We start from the raw sequence: 21,280 nt of genomic DNA, 5'->3' as shown, positions 1-21,280 counted from the left end.
GTCTGCCTACCTCTTGGGGCTGGTGGCGCGGTTTTGGGAACAGCAGGCAGTCAGACCGAGGACGAGGAGGACGGAGAGGAACCCTAAGAGGCGTCTGGCGGCATTGCGTATGGCGGTTGCGGCGCTCGTTCGTCGACTCTGAGGTCAGGCCGACGATCGGAAGGTCCAGGACGCTGAGCCTGAGACAGGATCCGGGGTGGGAGATCAGGGGTGGGTGGCCCATGAAGGCGATCTTCGCGTTCGGGGCGAGCGCATGGATCTGGTAGAGGGTCTGGGTGATGTCGGGCCGGACGATTTCGTTGAGGATGCCGGGGGCGGCGGTTTCCAGCGGTTGGCCGACGAACTTCTTGTCCCGGCCGTCTACGAAGTCGGCCGGCTTGTCGAACGCCTGGTCGTTGCAGTTACCGCTCGCGAATCAGGCGTCGATATCGCCGATGGTGCCTGACGTGCGCTCGCGACGATCGTCGAAGGAATCCGGGTGGCGTGCACGACCTCGCGAATCGACCTCGCACACACGGGCCTGGCCATCTTCCAATGCCGATGGGGCGTTCGCATTTTTCCAATCCCGGCTCCCGCAGTTCTTCCTACCGTGAAAGCACGTGAAAGCACCTGTTGGGGACGCCTCCGGTGAAGGAGAGGAGTCGCCCGGAGGGTGGGAACGGGAGGAATCGGCTTCATGTTGTTGAACAAGACGCGTGCTCTGCTCGTGGCGGGTGTTGCTGCCTTTGCCGGGGTGGCCGGCATGGCGCCGGCGCAGGCGGTGCCCGGATGCGGGGACAACACCGTGTGCCTGTGGACGGGAACGAACGGCGGTGGCGACATTCACACGTGGACCGGTGGGTATCAGGACCTACCGGCCAACTTCCATGACCACGTGTACTCGTTCCGCGCCAACCGCAACGCCGCGTTCATCAACTACAACAACGGGACCAAGGAGTGCCGCCCGGTCGCCGCGGGCGACTACGCGGACAACTACGACCGCGGCTTCGGCGCCACGATGGACGCCATCGACGACCACTGCTGAGAACCCGTACAGCAGGGGCTCCCTCCGCACCCCGAAGCGGAGGGTCCCTGGGCGCGGCGGCACACGACCCAAGTGCCGCCGCGTCCGCGTCTGCTGCCAGGCGCGCCCACCCGTGGACGTACGTGGACGTACATCGGCCGGGACATGGAACGGCATCCGCACACCATCCGGGCCCGGCCCCGCCCATCGGCCACCGCCCGACTCGTGGTGCTCAGGCCATCACCCGCGTTCACCGCAGGGCAGGTCCAACGGCCCGGCCGCGGCCACGCCCCGAGGCGCCTGCCGCTCAAGGGTCATGGGCAGCGACCGGCGCAGCTGTGTGGGGGTGCAGCCCGCCAGATCACGGAAGTCGCGGTCGAGGTGGGAGTGGTCGGCATACCCGCACCTGTGCGCGATCGCGCAGCATGAGGGCAGCTCCGTCCGCGTGAGCAGGTACGCGGCGCGCTGGAAGCGCAGGACCCTTGCCGCCGTCTTTGGCGACAGACCCACCTGTTCGCGGAACTTCTTCTCCAGGTAGCGCCTGCTGCACCCCAGGCCAGCGGCGAGTTCCCCGACCGGAAGGGTCCCGTGCGAGCCGTGCAGGCGCCGCCAGCTCTCGACCACTGCGGCATCGGCCCTGCGGCCGGCCTGTAGCCAGGACAGCAACTGGTGGTCGAGCAGTTTGAAGCGCGTACTCCACGAGGGGGCGTCGATGAGTTGCTCAACGAGGTGAAGGATCCGCTGACCGGCCAGGTCGGTCAGGTGTGTGGAGGTGTTGGCGAGCTCGTGCATCGGCACACCGAGCAAGCTGTAGGCGCCGGGTGGGGTCAGCGCGATCATGAGCCCCTCCTGTGGACCACCGGGTTGCTGGATCATCTGCAGGCGGTCGTGGAGCCCCACCACGGCCACTGTCGGAAGAGCCAGCTGGGTGCCGGCCGGGGTGACGAGCCGGCGCGCGGCGGTCCTGAACGAGATCGCCACCATGACCGCGGTCTCGGGAGGAACGCGCTGAAGGGCGGAGAGAGGGGTGTTGCTGCCACGGCCTCCCGCGTACCCCAGAACGCAGGAACGCAAGAGGGGGTGAGGCCGGGCGAGGACGATCTCGTCAACGAGCGACTCCCGTACGAACGCCTCCCGCATCTCCGTATCCGCGATGCTCGGTACCCAGAAGGCAACGGTTTCCTCCGCCCCGTCGGAGTCACGCCGTCCCTTCCCCGGTGTATCCATCCGAACTTCCTCCCGTGCACACCACCGCTGCTGATCCGTGAAGCCACCGCCAACACTGCCGAACGCCTATTGACAGCTGCTGAATGTGCGCTTGTCGCAGAGCGATCGGCACGGAAGGGGTGCCGTTGTCGCCGGGACGGTGCCGTCGTGATGGATGAATTCCGGTGTGGCGATGAGGAGTTGGCCGGAGACGCGGTAGTCCGTGAGGACGGATGGGCCTGACCAGCCGGTGGCCCCGGGGCCGAGCAGGAGTCTCCACAAAGCGCTCGACGCCGGCCGGTGGGCGCCTGTTCCTCCGCCCCTTCACCACGCTGGCCAGGACCTTGTCCGAGCCTCATTCGGGAAACGAGGGACCGTACGCCTCCCACGGCACGGCGGCCCTCGCGTCGATCCGGTTGTGGCTCCTCAGAGGGCGAGCACGACACGACATCGAACCGACAGGCCAGTGACCGAATTTGGTCACTATCGGGCCCCGCACGCCGCAGGGCCCGCTCAACCCTCGCAAGCGCACCGCAGCTCCCGCACCGTGGTGCGTGGTGCTTGGTGGTGCCCCATGGGAATCCGAGGAGGGACTGTTACGCGACATCGCCACCGGTTTCCCTCCTGGAACCACACGGATTCACGGGGCCGGGCGGAATGCGGCGATGTTGCGGGCGCCCCAGTCGCCGAAGGGGCGCGGGGCGCGGCCGCCGAGCGCGGCGGCGATCGTCTCCGTCTGCTGACGCGGCGTGATCACCTCCGGCCCGGTGAGCTCGTACGCCCCGCCGGTGTGCCGGTCGCATCACCCAACGGCTACCGCCGCGCAGCCCGGAACAGTGCGGTGGTGGCCGGCCACGAAGGCGAATCCGGCGAAGTGGCCGGCCAGGGACCGTCCGCCCGCTGGTGAGCTCGGTTCGGCTCTGCCCTGGGCATGACCCTGCTGGGCATCCGGGTTCTTGTCACCGCAGGGTGACCAGAGCCGCCCCTTGGTACGAGGCTCCGGCGTTCCAGAGCAGGAAGGAGTTCATGCCGTCCCCGGCCGCCGCTCTGATCTGGGCGGCGACTTCGTCGGGGCCGTAGTGGACGCCCAGGGAGAAGTCCTGGAGCCAGGGGACGATGGTGGCTCCGGTGCCCTTGACCTGCTTGGCGAAGTCGGCCAGCGACCGGTTGACGATGTCGTACGGGCTGGAGTTGGGGCTGGCGACGCGGTACTCGCCGGCGGCCCAGTGTGAGGGGTAGACCATGGGGGCGATGTAGTCGGCTTGTTGGGCTATGGCGGGGATGTCCTGGGCGATTTCGGTGGGCCGGGTGGCGGCGATGCCGAAGACCGAGGCCCCGAGGTATGCGCCTTCGGGCCGGACGCGGCGGCGGGTGTCGGCGACGAACTGGGCGATGGACTTCTCCGGAGTCTGATTGCCCAGGCCGGGGAAGCGCATTGTGGAGAGCTTCCCGTCGGGGCGGCGCACGTAGTCGTACAGGATGTCGTCGAAGCCCAGCTTGGCCGCTTCGGTGGCCAGGGCGATGTTGTACTGGCGGACCTCGGGGTCGGCGAAGTTGGTGAAGGCGAGCTTGCCGTAGTGGCCGCCGTTGTAAGGGCTGCCGTCGGGTGCCTGGACCAGTCGGTGGTCCTTGCCCTGGCTGTGGGACGCCTGGGCCAGAATGGGGTCGCGGAAGGCGACGATGCGGCCGACGACGCGGGCTCCCATGCCGTGCAGGGTGTCGATCACCTTGCGTGCGTCGTAGCGGTTCTTCACGGCGCCGATCTCGCGGGCCAGCGGCACGGCGGAGTCGTAGCCGACCTCGCCGTTCTCGTCCTTGATGTCGAGCTCGACGGCGTTGAGCTTCCGGTCTTTGACGAGTTGGAGGACCGGCTCGCGGACCGCGGACGAGGCCCAGCCGATGGCGGTCAGGTGCGCGGCCCGGGTGAGGGGATACGGTGCGCCCGCGTTCACGTGCGTGCGGGTGACGTTGCCGCCGGCGTCCGTGGCTGCCACCTCGATACGGGCGGGGGGCCGTTCGAGCCGCCGGGAGAAGGTACCGTCCTCGCCGACGGGCACGGGCGCACCGGCTATGGAGACCTTCACCTGCCCGGCGTCCTCGACCCGGCCGCGTACCGTCACCGGTGCGCCGGGCCTGGCGGAACGGATGGGGGACAGCCGCAGCGTCGGGGCGGTGGTGTCCACGGTGAACGTCCGGGAGATGTCGTGCAGGAGGGGCAGGCCACTGTGGGACGTGGCCGTCAGTTCGTGCCTGCCCTCGGCGAGTGTGGGGGCGTCGACTATGAGGCGGTCGCCGGCCCGGTGGGTGTGCACCGGCTTCCCGTCGAGCCGCACCTCCAGTTCGGCCAGGTCGGCCCGTTCCTTGGCTGTGATGGCAAGGCGCGGTTTGCCGACGTCGGTCCGGCCCAACACTCCCCCGCTGCCGAGTCCTTCGACCCGCAGCTGACGGGAGAACGACTGTATCGCGAAGGCCCCGAGTGCCGTGCAGGCCGGGACCACCAGGGAAATGGTGATGACGGCGAATCGTATTCGGGGTTGTTTTCCGCTCAGGGGCCGATTTCCGCTCATGTCCACTCCGTCGTTCTCGCTGTCGTTCTCGGAAGAGAATTCCTTGCGTCATGACATAGCCGCCACGCCGTCCGCCCAAGAGGTTTCGAGCGGGTAGTCATGCATTCGGCCTATCGCGCCGGGGTGTGGGTCACGCCGTTGCCCGAGGCTTGGAGGTGACGGGAGGCACCTCGTCCACCTCCGGAGGCACCATGCGTCCATCCCATCGAAGCGGCGGCGCGGTCATCGTCGCGTCGGCGGTCCTGCTGCTCGCCGCCTGCTCGGCAGCCCAATCCCCGCCGGACCGGGACCGGAACGGCCCGTCGGGAAGGACGCACGGGGCCGGCGGACAGGCAGCCGTTGCCGACCCGGCGACCGTGGGGGCCGATGAGCTGGGTGCGGTCCCGGTGCTGATGTACCACCAGCTGGTGGCCGAGCCCCGGAGTGTGTACGACCGCACACCGCAGGACTTCCGCGCCGAGTTGGAACGGCTGGCACGGGAGAGGTACGTACCGGTCACCGCACGGGAGTTCAGCAGCGGGAAGATCGACATTCCCGCCGGTACCCACCCCGTGGTGCTGACCTTCGACGACTCGACCGCCAGCCAGTTCCGCCTGGGCGCGGACGGCCGGCCCGCGTCCGACACCGCGGTGGGCATCCTGCTGGACGTCGCCCGGAAGCACCCCGGGTTCCGCCCCGTGGCGACCTTCTTCGTCAACGCCGACCCGTTCCGCGAGCAGGGCGGCCGCAAGTCGTTGGACTGGCTCGTCAAGCACCGATTCGAGGTCGGCAACCACACCCTGCGGCACACCCCGCTGGGGACGGTGGACGACGCCGCCGCCCAGAAGGCCATCGCCGACAACCAGAGGGCGATCACCCAAGCCGTGCCCGGCTTGTCGGTGGTGTCGATGGCGCTTCCCAACGGTTCGATGTCCCGCTCCCGGGAACTGGTGCTGAAGGGGGCCGCGGGCGGTGTGCGCTACCAGCACCAGGGCGTCTACCTGGTGGGAGCCAACCCCGCCCCCTCCCCCTTCTCGGCCGCCTTCGCCCCCGGGGCCATTCCACGGATCCGCTCCCAGGCGGCGACCGGACCGGAGGCCCAGTTCGCCTCGACGGCCTGGCTGGACAAGCTTCGCGACGGGACGGTCAAGCGGTACACCTCGGACGGCGACCCGAAGAAGATCAGCTTCCCCAGGGCCGAGGCGGGCCTCCTCTCCCCGGCCCACCGGCAGGAAGCCCGGCCGTACTGAACGGGGAGCCTCGGACGGGAGCCGTACCTCCGGCCCCGTCCGCCCCCGTCTGGTCCGTCCCCGCCTGCCCCCACCCGGCGACATCGGCGTCGGCGTCGGCAGCCTCTCGCGTGCGGTCCGGTGCCCGCTCTGTCAGTCCTCGCGACTCAGTGTGCGGCCGGTGCCCACGGGCCGACGCCACCGATGCGTTCGACGGAGTAGCGCACGATGTAGCCGGGCTTCTTCTCCCCCGGGAACTCGGCGTCGGGAGCGAGGTAGGTCTTCGCCAGGCGGTTGAGCAGATCCCATGCGGCGTCGCTCGGCTGGACGGTGGCCCTCGCCCGCAACACGGCGTAGGGGTTCAGGAAGACGCCGGACTTTCGCGGGGCGTCGAAGGAGAGCACCACCCGCGGGTCCCGCTCGATGTTGCGCAGCTTCACATGACGCGACATGTGGCCGCTGACGAGGTCACCGCCGTCCAGACCGATCCAGATGACGGTGACCTGCGGGCTCCCGTCGGCATTGATGGTGCTCAGGTGGGCCATGGGGCCGGAGGCGATCAGATCACGCAGTTCGGGCGGCAGATCGGTCATGGGTTGATCCCTTCTCCTGAGAGCTCATCGGCAGGATCCCCCGGCTCCCCAACCTATCGGCGACCGGTGGGACACGCCCGGTCGAGCGTTGCCGCAGCTCGGAGTGGGGGGGCGTTGCCGGGCCCCTCAGGATTCGTTGCGGTAATGGCCGAGGGAAACGGTCACCGAACCGCCTCCGGGGTCGGTTTGGACCAGTCGCACGATCGCGAAGTCCCGGCCGTCGGCACTGCGGACGCAGAAGGGGTGCCGGTCGTGCCGCTCGCGGCGTACGCGGCCAGCGCGCCGAGCGCGAAGACGTCGGTGACGGGTGTGGCGAGCTGTCCCAGGGCCTGCTCGGGGGCCATGAAGGCGGGCGTGCCGATCCGCAGGCCGGTGCCGGTGCCGGTGAGGGCGACGGCGTAGGCGGCGCGCGATGCCGAAGTCGATCATTCGGGGGCCGTCGGCGGCGACCAGCACATTGGCCGGCTTGAGGTCGCGGTGGACCACCCCCGCGCCGTGGATGGTTGCCCAAGTCCGGCGGTGCAGTGCCCTCAGAGGTGATCGAGGGCGGCGCGGCGTGCAGGCGGCTCGTGCAGGTGACGGCTGCCCCGGCGCGCCTACGGGGGGTGCCCGGAAAGTCGATCGACCAGGGCGCTGTTACGGCTCGTCTGGTTGTAGTGAAGCGGTGAGAGAGTCCAGTTCGGCGAGGCGTGGTGCCGCGTTGAGGCGGGATGCGGTTGCGACGAGGAGCAGTTCGGTCACGGCGATCTGGTGGGTCAGGGGGGCGATCGGTCCGGCGGCTTCGCGGGGCAGGGGGATCAGGGTCTGGGCGTCGTCGGCCAGTGGCGACTTCCAGGCGTCCGTGACGAGCAGCAGGCGTGCGCCCCGTCCGCGTGCCGCCCGGGCGAAAGCGGCTGTCCGGGCCGAGTACCGCCGGAAGTCGTAGGCGACCACGAGGTCCTGGGATGTCATATCGAGAAGCGATCTGGCTTGTTCGTGCGCAGGCCCCGGGACGAGCCGGACCCCTGGCCGCAGCGCGCCCAACTGCCGGACCAGGTAGTCGGCGGCCAGTTCGCTCAACGGCCCGCCCAGCGCCCATACCGATCGGGCCGCTACGAGGGTTTCGGCTGCCGAGTCCAGCAGGGGTGTGTTCAAGGCTGTCAGTGCACTCGACAGGCCGTCCTGCAACTCGCGTGCGGCGCTCCCCGGATCAGGAGCCTGGGCTGCGAATTCGCGCAGCCGTGACTGGTCCTGCGCGCCGGTGCGGACGCTGGTTTGGAACTCGGTGAAGGAATCGAAGCCGAGCCGGTCGACGAGCCGGGATGCGGTCGGTGGGCTCACTCCGGCCCGGTCTGCGAGTGTGCGCAGTGATTCCAGTGCGGCGAACGGATAGTCGTCCAGGATGACCCGGGCGACCGCGCGCTCGCCCCGGGGGAGTTTCGGGTAGGCCGCTTCGAGGCGGGACAGCACGGAATCCATGTCACAGATGTTACACGAGAGACGCCTTGACGCCGACGATGAAACAAGTGTTACGTTCTCGGTCATGGAAACCTGGCAAGGACTGATCGACAGTGAGTACCGGCGCTGGCTGCCGGTCACCGATCGCACCCCGTCCGTCTCCCTCAACGAGGGCAACACCCCACTGTTGCGCTCCCGCCACCTGTCGAACCTCACCGGCTGCGACGTCCGGCTCAAGGTCGAGGGCGCCAACCCCACGGGTTCCTTCAAGGACCGCGGGATGACCGTAGCGATCAGCAAGGCCGCGGAAGAGGGCGCCGAACTCGTCATCTGCGCCTCCACCGGGAACACCAGCGCCTCGGCCGCCGCCTACGCCGCGCGGGCGGCCATCGCCTCGGCCGTCCTGGTCCCCGCCGGACGCGTCGCGCTGGGCAAGCTCGGCCAGGCGGTCCGGTACGGCGCACGGATCGTCGAGGTGGCCGGCACCTTCGACGACTGCCTGCGCATCGCCCGCGACCTCGCCGACCACCACCCGGTCGCGCTCGTCAACAGTGTCGGCAACGAACTGCGCCTGTCCGGCCAGCAGACCGTCGCCTACGAGATTGTCGACGCGCTCGGAACCGCTCCCGACATCCACTGCCTGCCGGTCGGCAATGGCGGGAACATCACCGCGACCTGGCGTGGATACCGCACTTACCACGCCGAGGGACGCACCAGCCGACTGCCGCGCATGTGGGGCTTCCAGGCCGCCGGAGCGGCGCCGCTCGTGCATGGGGCCCCCGTCGCCGAGCCGCAGACTGCGGCCAGCGCGATCCGCGTCGGCAACCCGGCCACCTGGCAGGGAGCCGTCGACGCCCGCGACGAGTCCGACGGCCTGATAGCGGCCGTCACCGACGAGCAGATCTTCGAGGCGTATCGGCTGCTGGCCCGCCATGACGGCGTGTTCGTGGAACCGGCATCGGCGGCCGGCGTCGCCGGGCTCCTCGACCGGTACGAGCACGGCCTGCTCGCCCCAGGCCAGACAATCGTCGTCACCCTCACCGGCAACGGCCTCAAGGACCAGGACGCCGCACTGCGCGACGGCTACACCCCGCTCGAGACCAGTTCATCCGCCCGCGAGGTCGCCCGCGCGCTCGCACTTGCGGCTCCGGCACGCCGTGGCAGCTGACCCCGACTCCGGCAGCCGTTACATCACGAGCTCCTCCCCAGCATGATCGACCCCGGGCTGAACCAACGGGCGCACCTCCGTTCCTGTTCGTTTCCGTCGGCCGCGGCGGCGCTGTCCCAAGTGCTGAACATTCGCTGCCCAAACCCGTGAACAAAGCCGGGAAGGGGATCCCAGGAAGGGGGTCCGGAGGAGGGGAGCTAAGGTAGGTAACCGTGAGTGACCGAAAAACAGCGATCCTGGAGGCGGCCGCGCGGGTCATCGCCCGCCGCGGGGTCCGTGGACTGCGGGTCGACGAACTGGCCACGGAGGCCGGCGTGTCCACCGCGCTCATCTACTACCACTTCAAGGACCGGGCCGGCATCCTGCGCCGGACCTTGGAGTTCATCAACGACCGCGCCGCGAGCTACACCACCGATCGCGACCCGGACGCCGCCCCCCTGGAACCCCGCCAGGAACTGGAGCAGACCCTGCTGCTGGAACTCCAGGACGACGCGGCCGTCCGGGAGAACAGCACGGCGTGGGGGGAACTACGCGCCAGCGCCATCTTCGAACCCCATCTGCGGGAGGACCTGGCCAAGGCCACGCTGATCTGGGTCCAGGAGATCGCCGAACTGCTCGGCCGGATACGCCCCATGGCCACCGCCTCCGGCCTGACGATCGCCGCCGAGCGACTGACGGGCCTGGTGGAGGGACTCAGCATGCGCTGGCTCAGCGGCATCCTGCCGCTGGAGCACGCCCGCGAGCTGGTACTGGACGCCGTCGAGGCGGAGCTGGAGCGGCTGGGGCGCAGGTAGACGCCGCCCCTCCACTCCCGGGCGTCGGCTGACCGGGAGGAACTTTCCTGCATCGAAGAGTTTGACTGAAAATTCAGTCAGTGTCAGAGTGGGAAGCATGGTGAAGCCGGGTCTCTGGCATGCCCGGACCACCGACGCGCTATGCCCCGCCTCGCGCCACGGTCCGACCGGGACCCGGCGGTCGACGGTCGCCCGCGATCACGGATTCGATGTGGAGCCCCCATGAACGACCGCCCCGTAGGACAGCGGCTGCTCGATGCCCTCCGCGGACCGCGTCCCGCGCAAGGCGCTCCGCCCGATGACGCGGGAGGCGTCGACTGGCGCGTGCCGGCCGACGACGTTCCCCATACCCGGACCTGGATGTCGTGGCCGTCGCGAAGATCCATCTGGGGCCGCCGCCTGGCAGGCGTCCAGCAGGACATCGCCCTCGTGGCCCGCACCGTCGCAACCTACGAACCCGTGATCATGTGCGCGCCGGACGAAACCGCCGCCGAGGCCGCGACGGCCGCCTGCGGCCCTGGCGTCACCGTCATCGACTCGATCCCCACGGACGACCTCTGGATGCGCGACACCTGCGCCGTCTTCCGGCGCGACGGCCGCGGCAACCTCGATGCCATCGGCCTCAACTTCAACGGGTGGGGCCGCAAGCAGACACATCGCGACGATGCCGAAGTGGCCTGCTCCGTCGCCGAGTTCAACGGAATCGTGTTCGGCGAGGCCGAATTCGTCGGAGAAGGCGGAGCCATCGAGACCGACGGCGACGGCACGGTGCTGGCCACCGAGAGCAGCCTGGTGAACGACAACCGTAATCGCGGGATGAGCCGGGACGAGGTCGAAAGGGCCGTCCTGGCGGCATACGGCGCCGAGAAGATGATCTGGGTTCCCGGAGTACGTGGCCGGGACATCACCGACAACCACATCGACGTCACCTCGCGCTTCATCCGCCCCGGCGTCGTCATGGTGCAGATCCCCCCGGGCGACCGGAACGACGTCTGGGCCAAGGACGCACGCCAGCAGTACGCCATCCTGTCCGCCGCGACCGACGCGAAGGGGCGCCGCCTCCAGGTGATCCGCCTGGACGGACCGGACACCGTACGCTCGCGCAGTTCGGCGTTCGTGGACTCGTACCTCAACTTCCATCTCGTCAACGGCGCAGTCATCACCGCGCAGTTCGGCGACGCGAAGGCGGACGCCGCGGCCCGCCGGACGCTGGCCGACGCATTTCCCGGCCGCGAGGTCGTCCAGTTGGATGTCGACCGCCTCATGGCCGGCGGCGGTGGAATTCACTGCTCCACCATGCACCAGCCCATCCCCTAGGCGTTGTCCCGTTAAGGGTGGGTGAGTCGACATCTCCCTGGCTGGAGGCGAGGATGTCGGTTGTCATCGGTCCGTTGAGTTCTGCCATGGAGGACCGCTCGTGAGCCTGTCGCATCGAGCACGTGTGGTGGCACTCCTGGAGGAGTCGCCGCTCACCACGGAGGCTGTCATCACGGACGTTCGCCACCTGCTCTCGCACGGTGAGGAGGCTTTGGCTTTCGACACCATGTGCTCGTGGATCTATGAGGACGACCTGCCCATCACTCGGCAGTACCACGCTCGACTGGTGGCAATGGCGGACGAGATGGACACCCCGAGGTCCGTCCAACGCCTTGACGAGCTGCTGATCGACTGACACTTACCCCTCGGCGGTGTTGTAGAGGGATGATCTTTTCCGTGGCAGGTGTGATCACGGGGTCGGAGCCGTCTTGGATAGCCCCGTTCACTGGTCTGAGCCCTCGCCTGTTCGGCCGGCTGGTGACCGTGCTGCGGCGCGAGGGTGCGGATACGGTCCGCAGGGGCCGTCCGTGGAGCCTTCCACTGGAGGACCGGGCCCTGCTGGTCGCGGCCTACTGGCGAACGAACTTGACGCTGCGCCAGCTCGCCCCGCTCTTCGGAGTGTCCAAGTCAGCGGCGGACCGCATCATCGACCACCTCGGACCTATGCTCGCGTTCCAGCCCCGCAAGCGGTTCGCAAAAGGCACAGTCCTCATTGTGGACGGCGCCCTCGTTCCGACCCGGGACCACACGGTGGCAGAGCAGTCCAAGAACTACCGGTACTCGACCAACCACCAGGTCGTCATCGATGCCGACACCCGCCTGGTGGCCGTGGTGGGCCGGCCTGGCGCCGGGAATCGCAACGACTGCAAGGCATGGGAGGAATCCGGTGCCAAAGCCGCCGTCGGTAAGACCATGACGATGGCCGACGGCGGCTATCCCGGGACCGGGCTCGTCATGCCCCACCGCCGACGCAAGGGCGAAGACCTTCCGGACTGGAAGGAAGCAAACAACAAGCCCACAAACAGGTCCGCGCCCGCGTCGAGCACGTCTTCGCGCGGATGAAGACTTGGAAGATCCTCCGAGACTGCCGGCTCAAAGACGATGGCGTTCACCACGCCATGCTCGGCATCGCTCCGATGCACGACCCCGCCCTCGCCGGATAGACGAGCGGCGCACGACGGCCGACCGTGCCCGAAGCGTTTCGGAGAGTACGCGGCCGAGCTGGTCCCGCTTGAGAGTGAGGGTCGCGTCCGAATTGGCAGCCTGGAGAAGACGGCCCACTGGGTCGTAAGTGAATGCGGTCCGTACGTCTCCGGCGAACTTTTCAGCGACCAGGTCCAGGACGTCATGAGGGAAACTGACGGTCCGGCCGAGCGCGTTGATGCGGCTGACGAGTTGCCCCGCGGCGTCGTAGGTGTAGGTGAGGGTCCGGTGGTCGAAGTCGGTCTCGGAAATCAGGCGGCCAGCCGGGTCGTACTCGTAGGTCCACTCCAGGCCCCGTGGATTGGTGACCTTGATCAGCTGGAGGCTGGTGTCGTAACTGAACTCGTAGCGCGCTCCATCAGGACCGGTCCACGCCGACATCTCGTCGAAGTGCGTGTACTCGTAGTGCGTTACTTCACCCATTGCGTCGGTATGGGAAGTGCAGTTGCCTTCGCCGTCGTACGCCCACGACTCGCCCGGCCCGAGATCTACAGCGAGCGGTTGACCGCCGACAGTACGGCCTTCAAGGTCGCCGCCGTCGCGGACTCCTCCAGGCCCACCCCCCAGACCTCCCCTCCGGACGTGGTCACTTCGGCGTACGAGGCCACCCCTGTGCCCGCGTTGCCCGCCACCGGATGGGCGTGGCTCGTCCGGAGCCGCACCTCGTGGCCTGCGGAGGTGAGCGCGGCCGCGAAGGCGGCTCCTGCGTCCGGGCCGCCTCCCTTGCAGCGGAGTTCCGTTCCGTCCTCATGGAGCAGGAGCGCCTCGACACGGACGGCGTCCGCGCCTTCGTCCGACAGCGTGAACTCCTTGAGAGCCAAGGGGGTTTGGCGGGACAGATACGCGTCGCGGAAGATCTCCCAGAGTTGCTCCGCGCCGAGCTCGGTCTCCTCCAGGTGCTCTTCGCCGTCGCCCTGGTCGGCGACGCCCTGCACCAGTTTGGCCAGCTCGACCTGGAGCGGGCGCGGGAGGCTCAGGCCGTAGTGGGCCTCGATGACGTACGAGACTCCGCCCTTGCCCGACTGGCTGTTGACGCGGATGACCGACTCGTAGGAGCGGCCCACGTCCTTGGGATCGATGGGGAGGTAGGGGACGTTCCAGGGGATGTCCGCCGTCGCCGTGCCGCACTCCCGGGCGCGCTCGTCGAGTGCCGCGAGACCCTTCTTGATGGCGTCTTGGTGGGTGCCGGAGAAGGCCGTGTAGACGAGGCCGCCTCCGTAGGGGTGGCGGTGGTGTACGGGGAGCTGGTTACAGTCCTCGACCGTCTCGCGGATGGCGTCGATGTCGCCGAGGTCCAGTTGCGGGTCGATCCCTCTGCTGAAGAGGTTGAGCGCCAGGGTCACCAGGCACACGTTTCCCGTGCGCTCGCCGTTGCCGAAGAGCGTGCCCTCGATGCGGTCCGCCCCTGCGAGGAGGGCGAGTTCGGCAGAGGCGACGCCCGTGCCGCGGTCGTTGTGCGGGTGGACGGAGAGGATCAGGTTCTCGCGGTTGTCCAGGTGGCGGTGCATCCACTCGACCTGGTCCGCGAAGACGTTGGGTGAGTCGGCCTCCACCGTCGTCGGTAGATTGACCGTCACCGGGCGGTCGGGGCTCGCGGCCCAGATCGCCGTGACCTCGTTGCAGACATCGAGGACGAAGTCTGCTTCGGTGAGGTTGAAAGCCTCCGGGGAGTACTCGAAGCGGAGACGGGAGCCCGCCGCCTCGTCGGCTCTTCGCAGGACGTGTTCGGCCGCCGTGGTGGACAGGCTCCGTATCTCCGCCGGGGACATCTGGAAGACCACGTCGCGCCAGACGGGCGCCGTCGCGTTGCACAGGTGCACCATGGCCCGCTCTGCGCCCCGGATCGCCTCGAAGGTGCGGTCGATGAGTTCAGGCCGTGCCGGGGTGAAGACGGAGATCGTGACGTCGTCGGGGATGCGGTCTGCGGTGACCAGGTGGCGTACGAAGTCGAAGTCGGCCTGACTGGCGGAAGGGTAGCCGACCTCGATGTCCTTGAAGCCCATGCGGACGAGGAGGTCGAACATGGCGTTCTTGCGTCGCATGCCCATGGGGTGGGCGAGCGCCTGGTTGCCGTCGCGCAGGTCCACGGACGACCACAGCGGCGCGCGGTCGATGGTGCGGGCCGGCCACTGGCGGTCGGCGGGGTCCACGGCGAGGCGCGGTTCGGTGCGACGGTAGCGGGCGACGGGCATCGCGGAGGCGCGCTGCGGGTTCCACCAGTGCTGTTCCTGCGACGACATGGACATTCCTTCCTCAAAGGTCTTCCGGCTGTTCTTGCGCTCACCCGGCGAGGGTTCCGCTCGCCCCGTGAGGGACCCGCTCAGTCCGCGAGCGCCTTGCGGTCGACCTTTCCGTTCGCGTTGAGCGGGAAGGCCGCTTGGTGGACGAAACGGCCGGGGATCATGTAGACGGGGAACTGCTCCCGCAGGAAGGCGGTCAGCTCCGCCGCCGGGATCTCGGTTCCGGTGTAGAAGGCGACGAGCGTGCCGCCCAGGTCGCTCTCACGAGCCACGGCCACGGCCTCGCGGATGTGCGGGTGGCGGGTGAGGGCGGCCTCGATCTCGCCGACCTCGATGCGGTGGCCGCGCACCTTGACCTGGTCGTCGACGCGGCCGAGGAAGACGAGGGAGCCGTCCTCGGTTCGGACGCGGTCGCCGGTGCGGTACCAGTGGCGTGCGGTGACGGGCTCATCTCCCGTGTGGACGCGGGCTGTTGTCCCCGGCTCCCAGGTCAGGAAGCGGCCCGCGTCGCCCGCGGGGTCGAGATAGCCGTCGAAGCGCTGGTTGCCGCGCACGCACAGTTCACCGGGGTCGGCGGGGTGGCCGTCCTCGGAGAGGAGTACGTACTCCAGGTGCGGCAGGACCTGGCCGATGGGCATCGTGCCGTTGGAGCCGGGGCCGCGCAGCTCGCCCCGCTCGCCGAGGCGCTGGCCGGTGCAGATGATCGACACTTCAGTGGGGCCGTAGAGGTTGTGGAGTTCGGCGTGGGGCGCGGCCGCCGCCCACTGTTCGGCCTGCGCGGCGATGAGGCGCTCGCCGCCAAACACAAGCAGGCGCAGCGAGGGCATCGAGCCGGGGGCGAGCGCGCCCACGCGGGCCGCGATGTCGCCGACCGAGGGCACGCAGAACCAGTGCGTGATCTGCTTGTCGTTGACGAAGGCGGAGGCCCGTACGACGTCGTCGACGCGCGGCACCACAAGGGCGGCGCCGCAGCCCCAGGTCACGAAGAGCTCGTAGACCGCCACGTCAAAGGTGAGTTCGACATTCTGCGAGGTACGGTCCTCGGGGCCGAAGCCGTAACCCTTGATCATCCAGTTGATGAGGGGGACGACATTACGGTGCCGGATGGGCACGCCGCGCGGATGCCCGGTGGAGCCGGAGGTGTGCAGGATGTACGCGACGGAATCCGCCGGGGCGGCGATCGGCTCGGCGCCCGGCCCGTCCGCTCCCAGCAGGGCTTCGGCGGTGAGCGGCATCAGCAACGCCCGGTGTTCCGTCGCCAGTTGGTCGCGCTGCTTGGTGCCCGCGCGATCCAGGACGATCAGGTCGACGTCGGCCGAGGTGGCGATCTCCAGGTTCCGGGCGGCCGGGAAGGTCGGGTTCATCGGGACGGCGGTCGCGCCGAGGCGCAGGGCGGCCAGATAGGCGACGTACGTGGGCAGGCTGCGGGCGGCCAGGATGCCGACCCGGGCCGGGACGTTCCCGAGCTCCTCGGTCATGCGGGCGGCGAGGCGGGCGGCGGCCCCTTCCAGCTCGGCGTAGGTGAGCCGGTCACCCTGGACCTCAAGGGCCGTGCGGTCGGGGTGGTGGGCCGCACTGTCCGCGAACAGCTCGTAGAGAGTGGTCATCTCGTGCTTCCTTAAAGGGTTCAAGTAGGGCTGGGGCAGCGGTAGTTACGCGTCGCTCGGCTCCCACTCGGGCGCCTCGACGATCTCCAGGACGGCGCAGGCCCAGCTGAAGCCGATGCCGCTGCCCGCGAGGACGACCCGGTCGCCGGGGGCGAGCGCGCCATTTTCGGCGAGGTGGTTCAGGCCGCCGAACTGGTCGCCCGCGCCCGCGTGCCCGATGCCGCTCCCCCACGCCCAGGTGGTGCGGTCCTCGTCGATGCCGAAGGTGTCCAGGTAGTCCCACTGGACCAAGGATTTGCCGACGTTGGGGAAGACGAACCGGGCGATGCCGTCGATGTCCGTGCCCGCGTCGCCAAGGGCTTCCTTGACCACGTTCTGCAGTCCCGCCGTGCAGCGCAGGGCGACCTCCGGCAGGCCGACGCGGTCCATGTACCCGCGCTTGCGCTCGCGCAGGTCGAGCGGCAGGCCGCTCGCGAAGGGAGCGTCGCTGAAGCCGTCGCCCCGGTACATCTCCTCCAAGCCCGGATCGGAGTCCATCGCAGTGGCGAGCACGCGGGCGAAGCCGCCGCGCCGGGAGAGGACGGCGGCCGATCCGCCGTCGCCGAGCACCATCCACTTGTCGCTGTTGTAGCGGTCGTAGACCGGCGGGCAGAACTTGTCGGCGGTGGTGACGAGCGCGGCGCCCTGCCCTTGGTGGGCGGACAGGTAGGAGAGGGCGAGGACGAGCCCGGCCAGGCCGCCGTTCGAGCCCTGCTTGATCTCCAGGGCGGGGGCCCGGCCGCCGGCGGTCCGCTCCTGGATGTAGGAGGCCGCGGTCCAGTGGTCCTGCCCCTGGTGGTGCAGGCTCGCGTGCAGGACGAGGCCGATGTCGTCGCCGGCGTGCCCGGAGCGGGCCAGGGCCGGGCGGGCAGCGGACACGGCCAGATCTGCGGCGGACATCTCGCCCGCGATGCTGATGGACCGGTAGCCGTTCTTCTCGTGTTCATCGGCGTCGTACCGGCCTTCGGCCACGGCCTGGGCGCAGTAGTCGCGCTGCGGGAAGCAGGAGCCGGTTCCGGCGATGTACATCTCGTTCCAGCGCATGGCCTTGCGGCCCCCTTTCACATACCTGGTACGGCCGCGAGGCCCGGGCCTACTTCACGGTCTCTGCGGTGAGCCGCTCCATGTGGGCGGCGAGGTCCTTGAGTACGGGATGGCGGTAGAGGTCGGCCCACCTCAGCGGGGCACCGATCTTCGCGATGCTGCGGACCGCCTTCATCGAGTCGCCGCCGAGGGTGAAGAAGTCGGCGTCGCGGCCCACGCGTTCGATGCCGAGCGCCTCCTGCCACACGTCGGCGATCCGCTGCTCCCAGTGGCCGCGCGGGGCGTCGCCGTCGGCATCCTCCGCGCCGGGGCCCGGTGCGGGCAGGGCCTTGCGGTCCAGCTTTCCGTTGGCGCTCAGCGGCAGGGCGTCGAGGACCATCATCGTGGCGGGGACCATGTACGCGGGCAGGGCCTCGGCCAGGTGGTCGCGGAGCGCCGAGGCGTCCTGTGCGGCGGGGTCGTGCAGTACGACGTAGCCGACCAGCTGCCGGTCCCCCACGGCGTCGGGGTGCGCGGCGACCACCGCATCCTTGACCTCGGGGTGGTCCCGCAGCAGCGACTCGACCTCGCCGAGCTCGATGCGCAGTCCGTTGACCTTCACCTGGAAGTCCATGCGGCCGAGCAGCTCAATCTGCCCGTCGGCGCGGTAGCGGGCCAAGTCACCGGTGCGGTAGAGGCGTTCGCCGGTCACCGGGCCGTGGGACCAGGTGAGGAAGCGCTCGGCGGTGCGCTCGGGCTGGTTCAAGTAGCCCTGGGCCAGGCCGATTCCGGCGAGGTGCAGATCGCCGGGTACGCCGACGGGTACGGGCTGGCCCGCGGGGTCGAGGATGTAGGTGCGCTGATTGGCCATCGGGCGCCCGTAGGGGATGCTCGCCCAGGCCGGGTCGGTGCGGGTGACCTCGTAGATCGTCGAGTGGATCGAGGACTCGGTGGCCCCGCCGAGGGCGATGAAGCGGAGGTCGGGGGCGATGCGGCGGACACGGTCCGGCAGGGTCACCGGGATCCAGTCGCCGCCGAGCATCGCGAGCCGCAGCGCCGGAAAGGCCGAACCGGCCTGCTCCGCCTGGGAGACCAGGAGGTCGAGCAGCGCGGGAGCGGAGTTCCACACCGTGACGCCGTGCTCGGTGAGGAGTCCGGCCCAGTGCGCCGGGTCCTTGATCCGCCCCCGGTCGGGAAGGACGACGGTGCCGCCCGCGAGGGTCATCCCCACCATCTCGTACACGGACATGTCGAAGCTGGGTGACGACAGCGCGAGGATCTTGTCGCCCGCGCCCACACCGAAGCGGGTGTTGAGATCGGCGAGGTTGTTGAGGACCCCGCGGTGGCGCAGCGCGATGGGCTTGGGGCGGCCGGTGGAGCCGGAGGTGAAGATGACGTAGCAGAGGTCGTCGGGGGTCACGGCGACGTCGGGGCGCCGGGTGGGGCGGTCGGCGATGAGCGGCTCGTCCCGGTCGAGGAGCACCAGCGGCGTCTCCCCCGCGGCGCCGAGGTTGGCGCTCAGGTCGCCGCGGCTGACCATCGCCACGCATCCGGCGCCGTCCACCATGGTCGCGAGCCGCTGGGCGGGGTAGTCGGGGTCGAGCGGGACGTAGGCGCCACCGGCCTTGAGGACGGCGAGCAGGGAGACCAGCAGGTCGGCGGAACGGTCGAGGCAGAGCCCGACGCGAGTGTCCGGGCCGACACCTACGTCGCGGAGGTGGTGGGCGAGTTTGTTGGCCAGCGCGTCGACGCGGGCGAAGGTCCAGTGTTCGGTGCCGTGGAGGAGCGCGGTCGACTCGGGGGTCAGGGCGGCGCGCTCTTCGAAGCGGTGGTGCAGACAGGTGTCGTACGAGAGGTCGGCGCCGGTGGCGTTCCAGTCGACGAGGATCTTCGTCTGCTCCGCGTCGGTGAGCAGCGGGAGCGTGCTCACTTCGCGGGAGGGGTCGGCGAGTGCGGCGTCCAGAAGGGTGGCGTAGTGGCCGAGGAGGTGCCGGGCCGTCTCCGCGTCGAAGAGCCCTTCGTCGTAGTGGAGTTCCGCGTCGAGGCGGTCGGAGTCACGATGGACACGGAGCAGCAGTTCATGAGACCCGCTGTCGCCGGCTTCGGTACCGAAGGCGACTGGTGAGGCTCCCTCAGCAGCAGCGCCACTCGCCTTCGTCAGAGTGGACAGGGAGTCCACCGCCTCGACGGCGACACTCACCGATCGCCCGGGCGCGACGGACACCGTGAAGGACGTCTGTCCCGTGTAGCGGTGGCCGAGCGCCGCGAAGCAGGCGAGGAGCACGACATCGTCCGCAACCCCCGAGGCGGCCGCGAAGGCATCGAGCGCGCCGGAGTCCGAGAGTGGCAGTCGCTCAACCGCCGTGAGGACAGGGTCGGTGCGGCGGCGCGGGCGGTCGGTTGGCAGGAGCAGGGGACCGGGCACGCCGTCCTGGCTCGCGTCCCCGTTCGTGGTCCGGTTCAAGGCCTTGCTCCTGTCTCGTCGGCGGGGAAGGGCGCAGCGGTACCGAAGGGCAGCGGGAAGCGGGCGCACAGCCGGGCCACTTCGCCGCGTACGTCTTCGCGGACCTGGGGGGCGAGTGCGTACGTGGTGTCGTCGAGCGACGTCGTGGCGCCGAGGACGGTGTCGAGGAGGCGGGCGCAGTCGGCCATCTCGGCCGGGCCCATGCCGCGCTGGGCGAGGAGGTTGGTGCCCAGGCGCAGTCCGCCCGCGACCAGGGGCGGCTTGGTGTCGCCGGGGATGCGGTTGCGGTTGGCGAGGATGCCGCACTCCTCCAGGGCTCGTTCGGCGACCACGCCGGTCAGGCCCCGGTGCAGGACGTCGAGGAGCACCATGTGGTTGTCGGTGCCGCCGGTCAGGACGCGGTGGCCCGCGGCAGTGAAGGCGGCGGCGAGGACCTGGGCGTTCTCGACGATCCGCCGGGTGGTCTCCTTGAACTCCGGCTTGGTGACCAGGTCGAGGGCGCGCGCCTTGGCGGCGATCGCGGCCGGGTTCGGGGTGCCCTGGGAGCGCGGGAAGACCGCCTGCTGCATGAGCCGGGCCAGGGTGGTGCGGCCGTCGGGGGCGAGCGTGCGGTGCTCGCGGCCGATGAGGATCAGGCCGCCGCGCGGGCCGCCGAGCTGCTTGTAGGTGCTGGTGGTGGTGATGTGGGCGACGTCGATGGGGCTCGGGTGCTCGCCGGTGACGACCAGGCCCGCGATGTGGGAGATGTCGGCGAGCAGATACGCCCCGACCGACTCCGCGATCTCCCGAAAGCGTACGAAGTCGATGGTCCTCGGGTAGGCACTGGCGCCCGCGACGATGACGGCGGGGCGGTGTGCGCGGGCGAGTTCCGCCACGGACGCGTAGTCGATGAGCCCGTGCGCGTCCAAGCCGTAGTGAACGGACCGAAAGTGACGTCCCGTCACCGAGGCGGGCGAGCCGTGCGTGAGGTGTCCACCCGCGTCCAGGTCGAGGCCGAGCAGCACGCCGCCCACGGGGATCAGACTGGAGAGCACGCTGAAGTTGGCCGAGGAGCACGAGTGCGGCTGGACGTTGGCGTACTGCGCAAGGAACGCCGCCTTGGCACGCTCCACCGCGAGCCGCTCGACCCCGTCGAAGTGCACCGCGCCGGGGTGGTAGCGGGCGCCCGGGTATCCCTCCGCCGTCACGTTCGACAGGGCGGCGCCGCCCGCGGCGAGGACAGAGGGGTCGGCGGCGCTGGCCGAGGCGACCATGGCGAGGGTACCCGCCTGGTGGCCGACCTCCGCGTCCAGGAGGGCGGCGAGGGCGGGGTCAGTGCGGCTCAGGAGGTCCGCGCCGTGCCTCAACAGCTGTGTCTGGCCGGGCTCCTGGGCACGTCCGGAATCCATGGCCTCTTGGTCCCGCCCGGAAA

Annotated in this window: 17 protein-coding genes and 3 pseudogenes; 8 read left to right on the top strand and 12 right to left on the bottom strand. The window is 69.6% G+C overall.

Annotated features, from left to right (window positions below; all coding sequences use genetic code 11):
• Positions 1 to 253: 253 nt before the first annotated feature.
• On the top strand, positions 254 to 445 hold the full coding sequence (locus K2224_RS39260) for a hypothetical protein (RefSeq protein ID WP_221911854.1): 192 nt from the start codon (positions 254 to 256) through the stop codon (positions 443 to 445).
• 231 nt (positions 446 to 676) lie between these two features.
• Positions 677 to 1,024, top strand: a complete 348-nt coding sequence (locus K2224_RS39255) for a peptidase inhibitor family I36 protein (protein WP_221911853.1) — start codon at positions 677 to 679, stop codon at positions 1,022 to 1,024.
• Between the two features lie 219 nt (positions 1,025 to 1,243).
• On the opposite strand, the gene K2224_RS39250 is transcribed toward K2224_RS39255, so the two are convergent.
• From K2224_RS39250 to K2224_RS39240, 3 genes and pseudogenes are all read right to left on the bottom strand, one after another.
• Positions 1,244 to 2,230 carry an AraC family transcriptional regulator gene (locus K2224_RS39250; protein WP_221911852.1) on the bottom strand — a complete coding sequence of 329 codons (987 nt, stop codon included), beginning with the start codon at positions 2,228 to 2,230 and terminating at the stop codon, positions 1,244 to 1,246.
• A gap of 619 nt (positions 2,231 to 2,849) precedes the next feature.
• Positions 2,850 to 3,008 (bottom strand): annotated as a pseudogene (locus tag K2224_RS39245) (NmrA family transcriptional regulator); the annotation flags it as partial.
• 160 nt (positions 3,009 to 3,168) lie between these two features.
• Positions 3,169 to 4,776 (bottom strand): putative glycoside hydrolase, encoded by a 1,608-nt coding sequence (locus tag K2224_RS39240; RefSeq protein WP_260693840.1) that lies wholly within the window; start codon positions 4,774 to 4,776, stop codon positions 3,169 to 3,171.
• A 191-nt stretch (positions 4,777 to 4,967) separates the two neighbouring features.
• Here K2224_RS39240 and K2224_RS41550 point away from each other — a divergent pair, with 191 nt between their 5' ends.
• A complete protein-coding gene (locus K2224_RS41550; protein WP_221911851.1) occupies positions 4,968 to 6,005 on the top strand; it encodes a polysaccharide deacetylase family protein in 1,038 nt (345 codons plus the stop codon).
• 146 nt (positions 6,006 to 6,151) lie between these two features.
• Here the strand turns inward: K2224_RS41550 and K2224_RS39230 are convergent, their stop codons facing one another.
• The 3 genes and pseudogenes from K2224_RS39230 to K2224_RS39220 all read right to left on the bottom strand — a co-directional run bounded on the left by K2224_RS39230 (position 6,152) and on the right by K2224_RS39220 (position 8,035).
• Entirely contained in the window at positions 6,152 to 6,577 is a 426-nt protein-coding gene (locus K2224_RS39230) for a PPOX class F420-dependent oxidoreductase (protein WP_221911850.1), read from the bottom strand.
• A 251-nt stretch (positions 6,578 to 6,828) separates the two neighbouring features.
• A pseudogene (locus tag K2224_RS39225) lies at positions 6,829 to 7,078 on the bottom strand (protein kinase); the annotation flags it as partial.
• A gap of 135 nt (positions 7,079 to 7,213) precedes the next feature.
• Positions 7,214 to 8,035, bottom strand: coding sequence for a MurR/RpiR family transcriptional regulator (locus tag K2224_RS39220; RefSeq protein ID WP_221911849.1), 822 nt, complete (start codon positions 8,033 to 8,035; stop codon positions 7,214 to 7,216).
• Positions 8,036 to 8,099: 64 nt separating this feature from the next.
• Between K2224_RS39220 and thrC the strand changes: the two genes are divergently transcribed.
• From thrC to K2224_RS39195, 5 genes and pseudogenes are all read left to right on the top strand, one after another.
• A complete protein-coding gene (gene thrC / locus K2224_RS39215) occupies positions 8,100 to 9,182 on the top strand; it encodes a threonine synthase (RefSeq protein WP_260693837.1) in 1,083 nt (360 codons plus the stop codon).
• Positions 9,183 to 9,394: 212 nt separating this feature from the next.
• Positions 9,395 to 9,976: a TetR/AcrR family transcriptional regulator gene (locus K2224_RS39210; RefSeq protein WP_221911847.1), complete on the top strand. Its 582-nt coding sequence runs from the start codon at positions 9,395 to 9,397 to the stop codon at positions 9,974 to 9,976.
• A 141-nt stretch (positions 9,977 to 10,117) separates the two neighbouring features.
• The gene (locus K2224_RS39205) at positions 10,118 to 11,293 is read left to right on the top strand and encodes an agmatine/peptidylarginine deiminase (protein ID WP_399021198.1); all 1,176 of its coding nucleotides are present in this window, start codon (positions 10,118 to 10,120) and stop codon (positions 11,291 to 11,293) included.
• 100 nt (positions 11,294 to 11,393) lie between these two features.
• Entirely contained in the window at positions 11,394 to 11,648 is a 255-nt protein-coding gene (locus K2224_RS39200) for a MafI family immunity protein (RefSeq protein ID WP_221911845.1), read from the top strand.
• A gap of 41 nt (positions 11,649 to 11,689) precedes the next feature.
• Positions 11,690 to 12,456 (top strand): annotated as a pseudogene (locus K2224_RS39195) (transposase).
• Here the strand turns inward: K2224_RS39195 and K2224_RS39190 are convergent.
• The 6 genes from K2224_RS39190 to glyA form a co-directional block, all read right to left on the bottom strand.
• The gene (locus K2224_RS39190) at positions 12,386 to 13,063 is read right to left on the bottom strand and encodes a hypothetical protein (protein ID WP_260693937.1); all 678 of its coding nucleotides are present in this window, start codon (positions 13,061 to 13,063) and stop codon (positions 12,386 to 12,388) included. The pseudogene K2224_RS39195 and the gene K2224_RS39190 overlap by 71 nt on opposite strands.
• Complete coding sequence (locus tag K2224_RS39185) at positions 12,985 to 14,742, bottom strand: 2-isopropylmalate synthase (protein ID WP_399021195.1); 1,758 nt, start codon at positions 14,740 to 14,742, stop codon at positions 12,985 to 12,987. The genes K2224_RS39190 and K2224_RS39185 overlap by 79 nt, the downstream gene beginning before the upstream one ends.
• Before the next feature lie 74 nt (positions 14,743 to 14,816).
• Positions 14,817 to 16,343 carry an amino acid adenylation domain-containing protein gene (locus tag K2224_RS39180; RefSeq protein ID WP_221911843.1) on the bottom strand — a complete coding sequence of 509 codons (1,527 nt, stop codon included), beginning with the start codon at positions 16,341 to 16,343 and terminating at the stop codon, positions 14,817 to 14,819.
• A 45-nt stretch (positions 16,344 to 16,388) separates the two neighbouring features.
• Positions 16,389 to 17,426 carry a ketoacyl-ACP synthase III family protein gene (locus tag K2224_RS39175; RefSeq protein WP_221911842.1) on the bottom strand — a complete coding sequence of 346 codons (1,038 nt, stop codon included), beginning with the start codon at positions 17,424 to 17,426 and terminating at the stop codon, positions 16,389 to 16,391.
• A 49-nt stretch (positions 17,427 to 17,475) separates the two neighbouring features.
• Positions 17,476 to 19,869: an amino acid adenylation domain-containing protein gene (locus tag K2224_RS39170; RefSeq protein WP_221911841.1), complete on the bottom strand. Its 2,394-nt coding sequence runs from the start codon at positions 19,867 to 19,869 to the stop codon at positions 17,476 to 17,478.
• Positions 19,866 to 21,257 (bottom strand): serine hydroxymethyltransferase, encoded by a 1,392-nt coding sequence (gene glyA, locus K2224_RS39165; RefSeq protein WP_221911840.1) that lies wholly within the window; start codon positions 21,255 to 21,257, stop codon positions 19,866 to 19,868. The genes K2224_RS39170 and glyA overlap by 4 nt, the downstream gene beginning before the upstream one ends.
• Positions 21,258 to 21,280: the final 23 nt, after the last annotated feature.

The sequence above is a fragment of the Streptomyces sp. BHT-5-2 genome, from assembly GCF_019774615.1.
Lineage (GTDB): Bacteria > Actinomycetota > Actinomycetes > Streptomycetales > Streptomycetaceae > Streptomyces.
This window is presented reverse-complemented; position numbering and strand designations above follow the sequence as displayed.

What these genes read in the sequence shown, in the direction of transcription:
- K2224_RS39260 (WP_221911854.1), top strand. Translation starts at nt 254, where the DNA reads ATGGATCTGGTAGAGGGTCTGGGTGATGTCGGGCCGGACGATTTCGTT.
- K2224_RS39255 (WP_221911853.1), top strand. Translation starts at nt 677, where the DNA reads ATGTTGTTGAACAAGACGCGTGCTCTGCTCGTGGCGGGTGTTGCTGCC.
- K2224_RS39250 (WP_221911852.1), bottom strand. Translation starts at nt 2,230, where the DNA reads ATGGATACACCGGGGAAGGGACGGCGTGACTCCGACGGGGCGGAGGAA.
- K2224_RS39240 (WP_260693840.1), bottom strand. Translation starts at nt 4,776, where the DNA reads ATGAGCGGAAATCGGCCCCTGAGCGGAAAACAACCCCGAATACGATTC.
- K2224_RS41550 (WP_221911851.1), top strand. Translation starts at nt 4,968, where the DNA reads ATGCGTCCATCCCATCGAAGCGGCGGCGCGGTCATCGTCGCGTCGGCG.
- K2224_RS39230 (WP_221911850.1), bottom strand. Translation starts at nt 6,577, where the DNA reads ATGACCGATCTGCCGCCCGAACTGCGTGATCTGATCGCCTCCGGCCCC.
- K2224_RS39220 (WP_221911849.1), bottom strand. Translation starts at nt 8,035, where the DNA reads ATGGATTCCGTGCTGTCCCGCCTCGAAGCGGCCTACCCGAAACTCCCC.
- thrC (WP_260693837.1), top strand. Translation starts at nt 8,100, where the DNA reads ATGGAAACCTGGCAAGGACTGATCGACAGTGAGTACCGGCGCTGGCTG.
- K2224_RS39205 (WP_399021198.1), top strand. Translation starts at nt 10,118, where the DNA reads ATGCCCCGCCTCGCGCCACGGTCCGACCGGGACCCGGCGGTCGACGGT.
- K2224_RS39185 (WP_399021195.1), bottom strand. Translation starts at nt 14,742, where the DNA reads ATGTCCATGTCGTCGCAGGAACAGCACTGGTGGAACCCGCAGCGCGCC.
- K2224_RS39180 (WP_221911843.1), bottom strand. Translation starts at nt 16,343, where the DNA reads ATGACCACTCTCTACGAGCTGTTCGCGGACAGTGCGGCCCACCACCCC.
- K2224_RS39175 (WP_221911842.1), bottom strand. Translation starts at nt 17,426, where the DNA reads ATGCGCTGGAACGAGATGTACATCGCCGGAACCGGCTCCTGCTTCCCG.
- glyA (WP_221911840.1), bottom strand. Translation starts at nt 21,257, where the DNA reads ATGGATTCCGGACGTGCCCAGGAGCCCGGCCAGACACAGCTGTTGAGG.